Origin of the sequence: Acidovorax sp. (genome assembly GCF_046341535.1) — a bacterium.
Classification (GTDB): domain Bacteria; phylum Pseudomonadota; class Gammaproteobacteria; order Burkholderiales; family Burkholderiaceae_C; genus Acidovorax.
The window spans coordinates 1-9,850 of sequence record NZ_JBKDRI010000147.1 but is presented as its reverse complement, the minus strand read 5'-3'; the positions used below and the strand labels follow the sequence as shown (position 1 = coordinate 9,850).

Sequence of the window (9,850 nt, the reverse complement as noted above, 5' to 3'; positions counted from 1 at the left end):
AGCAGCTTGTGCAGCGCATCGACCACTTCGTCGCCGCGCACAACACAAACTGCCAGCCCTTCACATGGACTGCCACCGCCGATTCGATCCTTGAAAAGCTGCATCGACTTTGCTCACGTATTTGCGGGACAGCACACTAGGAATTCCTCGATCAGCCGGGCCACTTGCTGCGGTTGGTCGTGGTGGAGCATGTGCCCAGCGCCGGTGACAACGGCCTGCCGGCAGTGCGGTACATGGCCCAGGCGCTGATGGTATTGAGCAAGGTCGTAGCGGCCCTGCCACCACTGGCTCAGGCTGTTGCTGTCGGCTTCCACGGCCAGCACCGGCGCGGTGATGCGCTGGTAGATCGCCAGCAACTCATCGAGCCTGAAAAGTTGTGCGCTGGTAATTTTGTGCGCCGGGTCACCCAGGATTTCCCATTGGCCCTGCGTGTTGGGGCGTGCCCAATGCTGGGCCAGCCACTGCGCTTTATCCGCCGAAAGACGCGGGTTTGTCTTCATCAGACGCTGCGCCACGCCATCGGCGCTGTCATAGCTTTTGAGCGTCTTGTCGCCCGCGTGCAGTTGCTTGATTTCGTCGATCCACTGCGCGTAGCGAGTGGGTGCTTGTGCGGGGCGAGTCGCGGGCATGCCAAACCCCTCCAGATTCACCAACCGGCGAACACGGTCTGGCCGCACGCCGGCATACATCATGGCCACATTGCCGCCCATGCTGTGACCCACCAGGTCGACGACCTCGCCGGGCGCGTAGTGGTCGAGCACAAGATCCAGGTCCGCCAGATAGTCGGCAAAGACGTAATGGTCTGCGGGCCCGTTCGAGGAGAGTCCAAACCCTCGCCAGTCGGGCGCGATGATGCGGCGCTGCCTTTGCATGGCGTCCACCGTGAACTGGTAGGACGCACTCACATCCATCCAGCCGTGCAGCAGCACGAGGGTGGTATCACCATTGCCGTTGGCCTTGTCGGGCCCCCAATGCCGAATGTGGTGGCTGAGCTGGCGAACGGTCAGTGTGCTGCTGCGGGAAGGTCTGGCGGGTTGGTACATGGCAATGGTGCAGGAGGTGCGGACGGATAGCCGAGCTTGTGCTGGTGCCATCGGGTGCGCGCGCCTGGGCTGCGCGCCCGACGGGCCCGATGTCGGATGTTATTGCGCGTGACCGGGCAGGGCGTGCAAGCACTGTCGCCAATGCAACTGTTATTGAGCCGGCACCTTTGAACTTGAACCAGCCGTTCGGGCTGAGCCTGTCGAAGCCTTGCGCAGAGCTTCGAACCGCATCAACGCATTCAAGTTGGTTGATGCCGACTCAATAGCGTCCGAGCGCATGGCACAGCGGTTGGCGCGCGAGCCCGCGCCGTGCGGGCATGGCTGGGGGGGCGCACGCGGTTGGGCTGTCGCCTGTAACATGATCGGCAAATTGGGGGTGAACTGCGCCCGGCTGCGGCGTTTGGGCTGGCCAGCGCTCCCAGGCTGTCACCCATCCTCACCGGAGTTTTTCGCATGAACACAGTCCGTCTCGGTCAGAGTGATCTGCAAGTCACGCCCATCTGCCTTGGCACCATGACGTTTGGCGAGCAGGTCAACGAAACCGATTCCCATGCCATCCTGAGCCATTCTCTGGCTCGGGGCGTCAGCTTCATCGACACCGCAGAGATGTACTCGGTGCCCCCCCGCGCCGAGACCTGCGGTGCCACGGAGACCATCATCGGCAACTGGTTCGCCAAGAACCCGGGGGCGCGCCAGAAACTCGTGCTGGCAACCAAGGTGGCCGGTCCGTCGCGCGGCATGCCGTGGGTGCGACAGGGCAGCGGCATGTCCGCTGCAGACATCGTGGCATCGTGCGAGGGCAGCCTGCGCCGTTTGCAGACGGACGTGATCGATCTCTACCAGATCCACTGGCCCGAGCGCCATGTGCCAGCCTTTGGCGCGATGTACTACAACCCGGAAAAGGAGACTTCGGTCACGCCAATCCATGCGCAGCTCGAGGCGCTTGCCGGGCTGGTGAAGGCGGGTAAGGTGCGCTTTATCGGTTTGTCCAACGAAACGCCCTATGGTGTGCACGAGTTCGTCCGGCTGGCTGAGCAGCACGGCCTGCCCCGGGTGGCCACGGTGCAAAACCCCTATTGCCTCATCAACCGGACCTGGGAAAACGGGATGGACGAAACCTGCCACCGGTTGCAGGTGTCTCTGCTGGCCTACTCTCCTTTGGGCTTTGGTTTGCTGACCGGCAAGTACGACCAGAGCGGCATCACCGGTGTGGGCGCCCCCGCCGGTGCGCGCATCGCCACGTACGAATCGGTTCGCAAGCAGCGCTGGGGCCGCCCCGAGGCCCTGGAGGCCGCGCGCCGCTACAACGCCCTGGCCCGCGAGAGCGGCCTGACACCGACCCAGATGGCGCTGGCGTTTTGCTACACCAAGTGGCAGGTGGCCAGCACGATCATCGGCGTGACCTCGGTGGCGCAGCTCGATGAGGACCTTGCGGCATGGGGTACCACGCTCTCGCCCGATCTGCTCAAAGCCATCGACGCGATGCGCTGGCAGTTGCGCGACCCGGCCCTGTAAGCCTTTTTCTGCGGACGGCTGCGGCGTCCTGGTGTGGCTGCGCACTGCGGCCGTATCGCGAAGATGCCGTGGCCTGTGCATCCAGGCCTTGGGGAGCGCCCTTGTCCCCAGAAAGCCGGGTCTGTCTGCCGGATTGCTGTTGCCAGCGCGCGCGCCCGTTGTGGGGTGCTTCCCCCAGGGTACCCATTCAGCGTGAACGCGCGTGTGCCCGATCAGTGTCCGTGCTGGCCCGCGGGCCGCTTCCGGTGCCCGCAGTCGTCGGCCTTGTCGCTGCCGGCTCGCTACCATGACGATCTAGGAGCCTGTCGGACTTGGAGCGTCGAAAGCGAAAATCGGCCCCAGCAAGGACAGTTTTTGCCGAATTTGCAGCACCATAGCCGAGCTATGGTGCAAAAAGGCGGTGAAAAATGGACCGCTGCGGTCGATTTGCAGCCGACGATTTCCAAGTCCGACAGGCTCCTAGTGCATGCCACCATGACAAAACGAGCCCCTCGCGTTAGCGAAACACCCGCCACCCAGCTGCTCAAGTCGCGCAACGTGGCTTTCACCGAATGCCCGTACGAGTACGTGGAGCACGGAGGCGCGATGCACAGTGCCGAGGTTCTCGGCCTCGATCCGTTCACGGTGGTCAAGACGCTGGTGATGCAAGACCAGGACGCGAAACCGCTGCTCGTGCTGATGCACGGCAACCGCAAGGTGTCCACCAAGAACCTTGCACGCCAGATTGGCGCCAAATCGGTCGAGCCCTGCGCCCCCGAGGTCGCCAACCGCCACAGCGGTTATCTGGTGGGAGGAACCTCTCCCTTTGGAACCCGCCGTGTCCTGCCGGTCTATGTGGAGGAGACCATTCTTGCGTTACCCCGCATCGCGATCAACGGGGGGCGGCGGGGATTTTTGGTGCAACTGGACCCGCGCGACTGCGTGCGGCTGCTGGCTGCCAAGACCGTGAACTGCGCGCTGGCAGAATAGCCGGCTGCGCGCGGTTGCCCCAGCGGCCGCCGACATGTTTGTGAGGACCCGTTTTGACCGCTACCTACCCTATCCTTGCCGCGCTGGCCGCCTATCTGGTGGGCTCGCTGTCGTTTGCCGTCATCGTCACCCGCGTGATGGGGCTGAGCGATCCACGCACCTACGGCAGCAAAAACCCGGGTGCGACGAATGTACTGCGCTCTGGCAGCAAGGCCGCGGCCATCATCACGCTGGTGCTCGATGCCGTGAAGGGTTGGCTGCCTGTGATGCTGGTGGTGTGGTTTGGTAAGCCCTACGGGCTCAATGGCGGGACGGTGGCCTTGGTAGGCCTGGCCGCATTCCTGGGGCATCTATGGCCCGTGTTTTTCCGGTTCAAGGGCGGCAAGGGCGTGGCCACTGCCTTGGGGGTGCTGCTCGGTATCAGTGTCTGGCTGGGGCTTGCCGCAGCGGCCACCTGGGTGATCATTGCGTTTTTCTTCAGGTATTCGTCGCTCGCTTCCCTTGCTGCCGCCGCTTTTGCCCCGGTGGTTTATCTTCTGGTGGACGGCGTTGTCTGGTATGCCGAGGGCACGATTGCCGGGGCCATCATCGTGATGGCCATGTTGCTGGCCTGGCGGCACAAAGAAAACATCGAACGCCTCATCAAGGGCAAGGAATCCCGCCTTGGCAGCAGCAAACCAGCCAAAGATGAGCGCGCTGCCGCACCCGAAAAGCCGACCGCCAAGTGACAGATTGGCACGGTTGGCCGGCGCGTGCGGCGCAAGCGCGGCTCGCCAGCTTCTGCTGCTGAGGAGCTGATCTTGCGTTTGATTGTGGTGAGGGTCCTACCGGTTGCCGGGGCGGGCGGCGACTTCCCGCAATGGCGTGCTGTGTTGGGCTGCATAGAGGCCCGGGCGCACCATGATGCGGTGGTTCAGTTCAATGCTCACCGCAGAGCGCGGCAGTGCGGACTGGATGCGCGGCTTGCCGCTTGACGTTTGGTAGAGCATTGGCTCTGCATGGTGATGGCCGTTTTGGTCCAGCAAGCTGGCCACCAATGGATGGTTGGCCTTTTCGCTGCGACGCAGGACGATGGCCGTATCGCCATTGTCGAGTTTCACGAAAGTGCCCGGAGGGCAAAGGCCGACCGACCGGACAAGCGTATAGCTGACCTCATCGCGCTGATCGATCTCCTGGCCCACAATGGCCCGCGCGGAGTCCGTTGCGCTGCGGCCTGCGCGCGACTTGCGCGGGCTGATCATGGCCGCATACCGATCGATGGTGCTCAAAATGCGGCTGAGGCGGTCGACGGGTTCCTGCTCTTCCAGTGGGATGCGGTCGGGAATATTGGCGTGGTGCTGTCCTACGACCTCAAGCCACAGCGAATCCTTGACAGACAGTTGCGACAGCACAGCCTGGCTTTCCTCAGGATGGCTGCGGATGGCCTCCTGCTGGGCCGCCGTGGGGCGATCGCGCTGGCTTGCCAGCACATCCTGAAGTGCCGTCATGCCGATGTTCATGGTGAGTGCTGCCCGCACCAGGCTGTCGCGCTCAGGCTGCGCCAGCTGCAACTCCTGGGCCAGGATATGACACAGCGTACCGCACACGAGCGCATGAGAGGTGCTGTATCCCACCGTGGAAGTGCCTGCCAGCTGAAACATCAGGTACAGCGCCGCATCAATGTCATGCGATACCAGGTCCTGCAACCAGCTATCTAGCTGCCCGGCCTTGGCTGCAAAGTCCTGAATTTGCAACGGCCGAGACAACAGCAACGACAGGCCTGATTCGAGATCGGACCACTGCCCAAACAGGTCTTCGTACTCGCCTTCGAGGCGGGATTGGTTGACATGGTGGTTGGTAGATATCATGGTGGCAAACGGTAATCAATTGCGCTTTTCAAGCACCATTTGATCGCTGGTGCGCGTCATCTGGAAGCTGGCCAGAAAGCTGTTGCCCAGCAGAACATACGGCATGGGCTGAGGCATGACGATGGCATCCACCCCAAACACCTCTACGTCACCGATACGCACGGACTCGAGCTTGAGCCGCCAGCCCTGTGCGATCCCGTTGGCGGTGTTCATGCGAACGGGTTCCCCCGCCTGGTATGACAGGCCAAGGCGCTCCGCGTCCGTGCGGCCGATGGCGATGGTGGACGCGCCCGTGTCCACCATGTATTGAATCCGCTTGCCGTTGATCAGCCCACTGTTGATGAAATGCCCACGGCTGTCGGCAGCCAGCACGATGCGGCGGCCGCTGCCTCCGCGATGGCCGACGCTGACGGGTGCTTCCCCCAGATGCAGGGTGCGACGTACCCCCTTGATCTCCACCACTGCTTCGTCTCGCGACACGGCAATGACTTTCACACCCTGCACCTCATCGCCCACCCCCAGCGCCCGTGGCGCGCCCGAATCGAGAACCAGCAGCGCCTTGTTACCGAGCATGCCAGCAAGCGCCACGGATTGGGCTCTCGCGGACTCGGCAGGCAGCCATAGCGCGAGACTCAGCGGTGCCCAAACGCCGACCAAACCGACCAAACCGGCCATGCGGGAGAGGACGTGCATAGGCTTGTTCCAGGGCAGGGCGATCACGACGGGCGGTGCAGTGCGGTGCCTGTCAATCGCGGAAATTGTCGAACGACAAAGGCACGTCGGTCACGTCCTTGCGGATCAGGGCCATGGCTGCCTGCAGGTCATCGCGTTTGGCACCGGTCACGCGGACCTTGTCCTCCTGGATGGCGGCCTGGACCTTGAGCTTGCTTTCCTTGAGCAGCTTCTGGATCTTCTTGGCGAGTTCGCTCTCAATGCCGTTTCGAACCTTGATCACCTGTTTGACCTTGTCTCCCCCCATCTTTTGCACATCGCCCAAGTCCAAAAAACGCACATCGACGTTGCGCTTGGTGAGCTTGTTGCGCAGCACATCTTCAATCTGCGTGAGCTGGAAATCCGCGTCTCCGATCAGCGTAATTTCCTTGTCCTTGATTTCGATGCTGGCAGACGTACCCTTGAAGTCAAATCGCGTACCAATCTCTTTTGCCGTGTTCTCGACGGCATTTTTCACTTCAACAAGGTTGGCTTCGCAGACAGTGTCAAAAGATGGCATGGTGGACTAAGTTGTTGACTCGGTGTCGGTTGCGCCGCACGTCTCCAGCACAAGGCGGGTGCGACAATCCCGCCAATGGTAGTCGAGAAAAACGTCCCCTTACAGCCTTGGAACACCTTTGGCATTGCCGCCCGTGCACAGCAGGTGGTGCGAATTCGGTCGGTGTCAGACGTGCTCGCGGTGCTTGCTGATCCCCAGCTGGCACAGCTTGCGAAGTTTGTGCTCGGCGGCGGCAGCAATATTGTGCTGACCGGCGATGTGAAGCCTTTGGTCCTCAAGATCGAAATTAAGGGTGTGCGTCTTGTGGAAGAGACCGCCAAAGCGTGGATCGTGGAGGCCGGTGCTGGGGAAGCCTGGCACGACTACGTGTGCTGGACGCTCAGGCACGGGTTCCCCGGTCTGGAAAACCTGGCGCTGATCCCGGGAACCGTAGGGGCATCGCCTGTTCAAAACATCGGTGCATACGGGGTCGAGTTGCAGGATCGGTTCGAGTCCCTGGATGCAGTCGATTTATGGACGGGTCAGTGCTTCACGCTGGATGCTGCGCAGTGCGGGTTTCGTTATCGTGATTCGGTGTTCAAGCATGCCCCTGGCCCGCAGCCTCAGCGCAGCGTAGACCTGCCGCGCAGCATGGGTCTGGGAGGAGGGCGCGCCGTCATTACCCACGTGCGCTTCAGGTTGCCCAAGCCTTGGAAGCCTGTGCTCGGTTACATCGACCTGGAACGGCGGCGCGCCGAGGCTGGCATGGATCATCCCGACGCGCAGCAGATCTGCGACTGGGTGTGCGATATCCGTCGCTCCAAGCTTCCCGATCCCGCGGTGGTGGGCAACGTCGGGAGCTTTTTCAAGAATCCGACAGTCACGTCCGACCAGTGTGCCGACATCATTGCCCGCGAGCCCCGCATCGTGCACTACCCGATGCCGGATGGTTCCATCAAGCTGGCCGCGGGCTGGCTGATTGAAGCGTGCGGATGGAAAGGCAAGACCATCGGCAAGGCGGGTGTTTACGAAAAACAGGCGCTGGTGCTGGTCAACCGAGGCCACGGGGCTGAAAGTGTGACTGGGGGCGAGGTGATGACGTTGGCCAAGGCGATCCAGACCAGCGTTTACGAGCGATTTGGTATCCGGTTGGAGCCAGAGCCCGTCGTGGTCTGAGGATGGTGTTCGAGTGGAACCCCAGGGACGGATCCCAATGATTCAAGTCATAAAAAAGGCCGTCACACCGGACGGCCTTTTTCTTGCAGTTCACACGGCTACTGCTGACCTGCCGTGACGCGTAGAAGGTCATTTTGCGAATCAGGCAAAAGCAGACCGGCACGGGCATAGATCCCGAGCTTGCCGCGCGTGTCCGAGATATCCAGGTTGCGCATCGTCAATTGGCCGATCCGATCCAGGGGCGAGAACGGCGCGTCCTCCACCTTTTCCATCGAAAGGCGCTCGGGCGCGTAGGTCAGGTTCGGGCTTTCTGTGTTGAGCAGCGAGTAGTCATTGCCGCGACGCAGTTCCAGAGTGACGGTTCCCGTCACGGTGCGTGCGACCCAGCGTTGAGCGGTTTCGCGCAACATGATGGCCTGCGGGTCGAACCATCGGCCCTGGTACAGGAGGCGGCCGAGCTTCAACCCGTTCATACGGTACTGCTCGATCGTGTCTTCGTTGTGGATGCCCGTTACCAGGCGTTCATAAGCAATATGCAGCAGGGCAAGCCCGGGTGCTTCGTAAATGCCGCGGCTCTTGGCTTCGATGATGCGGTTTTCGATTTGATCGCTCATTCCTAAGCCGTGCCGACCTCCGATCCGGTTCGCCTCCAGAATCAGCTCCACGGGGTCTGAAAACTCGATGCCGTTGAGGGCCACGGGCTGGCCTTCCTCAAAGCGGACCGAGACTTCCTCGCGTTTGACATCGACCTCCTCCTTCCAGAAGGCCACGCCCATGATGGGATTGACGATGCGGATGCCGCTGGACAGGAACTCCAGATCCTTGGCTTCGTGCGTCGCACCCAGCATGTTGCTGTCGGTGCTGTAGGCCTTTTCGGCGCTCATCTTGTAGCCAAAACCCGCTTTCGTCATGAACGCCGACATTTCTGCGCGGCCGCCCAATTCGTCGATAAAGAGCTGGTCGAGCCAGGGTTTGTAAATGCGCAGGGACGGATTGGTCAGCAGGCCGTAGCGGTAAAAGCGTTCAATATCGTTACCCTTGAAGGTTGACCCGTCGCCCCAGATGTTGACATCGTCTTCTTTCATGGCCGCCACCAGCATGGTGCCGGTCACGGCGCGTCCAAGAGGCGTGGTGTTGAAATACGTCAGCCCACCGGTGGAAATGTGAAATGCGCCCGCCTGCAGGGCGGCAATGCCCTCATGCGCGAGTTGAACCCGGCAGTCGATCAGCCGGGCCTTTTCGGCGCCGTACTCCATGGCTTTGCGCGGGATCGCTTCGTAGTCGGGCTCATCGGGCTGGCCAAGATTGGCCGTGTAGGCGTACGGCACTGCGCCCTTGAGCTTCATCCAGTGCAATGCCGCGCTGGTATCCAGTCCGCCAGAAAAGGCGATGCCGACCTTCTGGTCGATGGGAAGGTGTTGGAGGATGGTTGCCATAGACGGTGAATTCTGATGTGGTGCGGGTGACTCAGCCGAAATGGCAGATGTAGTGGTACGGTTCCGAGGCGCGGATCTCGAATTTCGAGTTGCCAGGCACGCTGAACTTCTCCCCGGCCGACGACCGGATCCATTGGTCGGAACCGGCGAGTTTGTATTCGCAGGATCCGCCCACGCATTCCATCATTTCGGGTGCGCCCGTGTTGAAGGTCAGCGTTGCCGGCAGAACGACGCCAACGGATTTTTTAGTGCCGTCCGGTAGCGTGATGCCATGACTGACACACTTTCCGTCAAAGTACACGTTAGCCTGGGTCGTGACGGTCACGCCGTCGAGCGTTTGTGTGGTCATGAATGCGGTGCCTAAGGGGTAGAAAAAGGCGCAATTTTAGATGAGGTGCGGCAGACTGATGCCGGAGGTTGGCAGGGCCCTGGCCACCCGAGTTCGACACTTCCCGACCTTTTTTCGACCTTGCGCCAAGGCGCGTGTGTTTTGAATCAATGGGTTGGCTGCGGTTTTTGTCCGTTTTCCAAAAATCGCTGTAGTGGCACGTCGCATTCCCGATTGTAGTAATCTGCTTTTGCTACACTTGCCGCCATGTTCGTCAAAGTCACATCATCGGGCGGCAGGCGCTACGCGCAGCTGGTCGAGTCCTA

The 9,850-nt window shown here is 61.4% G+C and carries 10 protein-coding genes and 1 pseudogene; 5 read left to right on the top strand and 6 right to left on the bottom strand.

The genetic code is table 11. The features are described 5' to 3' along the window. A pseudogene (locus tag ACK543_RS10875) lies at nt 1-140 on the top strand (IS630 family transposase); the annotation flags it as partial. Here the strand turns inward: ACK543_RS10875 and ACK543_RS10870 are convergent. Continuing rightward, nucleotides 114-1,043: an alpha/beta fold hydrolase gene (locus ACK543_RS10870; RefSeq protein WP_409942867.1), complete on the bottom strand. Its 930-nt coding sequence runs from the start codon at nt 1,041-1,043 to the stop codon at nt 114-116. The pseudogene ACK543_RS10875 and the gene ACK543_RS10870 sit on opposite strands and share 27 nt — an antisense overlap. 453 nt (nt 1,044-1,496) lie before the next feature. On the opposite strand from ACK543_RS10870, the gene ACK543_RS10865 reads away from it, so the two are divergent. The 3 genes from ACK543_RS10865 to plsY all read left to right on the top strand — a co-directional run bounded on the left by ACK543_RS10865 (nt 1,497) and on the right by plsY (nt 4,255). Then, nucleotides 1,497-2,558: an aldo/keto reductase gene (locus ACK543_RS10865; RefSeq protein WP_409942866.1), complete on the top strand. Its 1,062-nt coding sequence runs from the start codon at nt 1,497-1,499 to the stop codon at nt 2,556-2,558. Nucleotides 2,559-3,032: 474 nt separating this feature from the next. Then, nucleotides 3,033-3,527 carry an aminoacyl-tRNA deacylase gene (locus tag ACK543_RS10860; RefSeq protein WP_409942865.1) on the top strand — a complete coding sequence of 165 codons (495 nt, stop codon included), beginning with the start codon at nt 3,033-3,035 and terminating at the stop codon, nt 3,525-3,527. A 53-nt stretch (nt 3,528-3,580) separates the two neighbouring features. Next, a complete protein-coding gene (gene plsY, locus ACK543_RS10855) occupies nt 3,581-4,255 on the top strand; it encodes a glycerol-3-phosphate 1-O-acyltransferase PlsY (protein WP_409942864.1) in 675 nt (224 codons plus the stop codon). 96 nt (nt 4,256-4,351) lie between these two features. Here plsY and ACK543_RS10850 read toward each other — a convergent pair whose 3' ends face one another. Genes ACK543_RS10850 through ACK543_RS10840 form a run of 3 tightly spaced genes read right to left on the bottom strand, consistent with a single transcriptional unit; the run spans nt 4,352 to nt 6,605 of the window. After that, nucleotides 4,352-5,374 carry an HD-GYP domain-containing protein gene (locus tag ACK543_RS10850; protein ID WP_409942863.1) on the bottom strand — a complete coding sequence of 341 codons (1,023 nt, stop codon included), beginning with the start codon at nt 5,372-5,374 and terminating at the stop codon, nt 4,352-4,354. 15 nt (nt 5,375-5,389) lie between these two features. Then, nucleotides 5,390-6,067, bottom strand: a complete 678-nt coding sequence (locus ACK543_RS10845) for a TIGR02281 family clan AA aspartic protease (protein ID WP_409942862.1) — start codon at nt 6,065-6,067, stop codon at nt 5,390-5,392. A 52-nt stretch (nt 6,068-6,119) separates the two neighbouring features. After that, on the bottom strand, nt 6,120-6,605 hold the full coding sequence (locus ACK543_RS10840) for a YajQ family cyclic di-GMP-binding protein (protein WP_409942861.1): 486 nt from the start codon (nt 6,603-6,605) through the stop codon (nt 6,120-6,122). Nucleotides 6,606-6,680: 75 nt separating this feature from the next. Between ACK543_RS10840 and murB the strand changes: the two genes are divergently transcribed. Beyond that, nucleotides 6,681-7,760, top strand: a complete 1,080-nt coding sequence (gene murB / locus ACK543_RS10835) for a UDP-N-acetylmuramate dehydrogenase (protein ID WP_409942860.1) — start codon at nt 6,681-6,683, stop codon at nt 7,758-7,760. Nucleotides 7,761-7,858: 98 nt separating this feature from the next. Here the strand turns inward: murB and argG are convergent, their stop codons facing one another. Both argG and ACK543_RS10825 read right to left on the bottom strand, forming a co-directional pair. After that, entirely contained in the window at nt 7,859-9,196 is a 1,338-nt protein-coding gene (argG, locus tag ACK543_RS10830; protein ID WP_409942859.1) for an argininosuccinate synthase, read from the bottom strand. A gap of 31 nt (nt 9,197-9,227) precedes the next feature. Further along, on the bottom strand, nt 9,228-9,545 hold the full coding sequence (locus ACK543_RS10825; RefSeq protein ID WP_409942858.1) for a pyrimidine/purine nucleoside phosphorylase: 318 nt from the start codon (nt 9,543-9,545) through the stop codon (nt 9,228-9,230). Between the last annotated feature and the right edge of the window lie 305 nt (nt 9,546-9,850).

Coding starts and splice junctions, on each gene's coding strand:
- ACK543_RS10840 (WP_409942861.1), bottom strand. CDS start 6,605: ATGCCATCTTTTGACACTGTCTGCGAAGCCAACCTTGTTGAAGTGAAA.
- ACK543_RS10845 (WP_409942862.1), bottom strand. CDS start 6,067: ATGCACGTCCTCTCCCGCATGGCCGGTTTGGTCGGTTTGGTCGGCGTT.
- ACK543_RS10870 (WP_409942867.1), bottom strand. CDS start 1,043: ATGTACCAACCCGCCAGACCTTCCCGCAGCAGCACACTGACCGTTCGC.
- argG (WP_409942859.1), bottom strand. CDS start 9,196: ATGGCAACCATCCTCCAACACCTTCCCATCGACCAGAAGGTCGGCATC.
- murB (WP_409942860.1), top strand. CDS start 6,681: ATGGTAGTCGAGAAAAACGTCCCCTTACAGCCTTGGAACACCTTTGGC.
- ACK543_RS10865 (WP_409942866.1), top strand. CDS start 1,497: ATGAACACAGTCCGTCTCGGTCAGAGTGATCTGCAAGTCACGCCCATC.
- ACK543_RS10850 (WP_409942863.1), bottom strand. CDS start 5,374: ATGATATCTACCAACCACCATGTCAACCAATCCCGCCTCGAAGGCGAG.
- ACK543_RS10860 (WP_409942865.1), top strand. CDS start 3,033: ATGACAAAACGAGCCCCTCGCGTTAGCGAAACACCCGCCACCCAGCTG.
- ACK543_RS10825 (WP_409942858.1), bottom strand. CDS start 9,545: ATGACCACACAAACGCTCGACGGCGTGACCGTCACGACCCAGGCTAAC.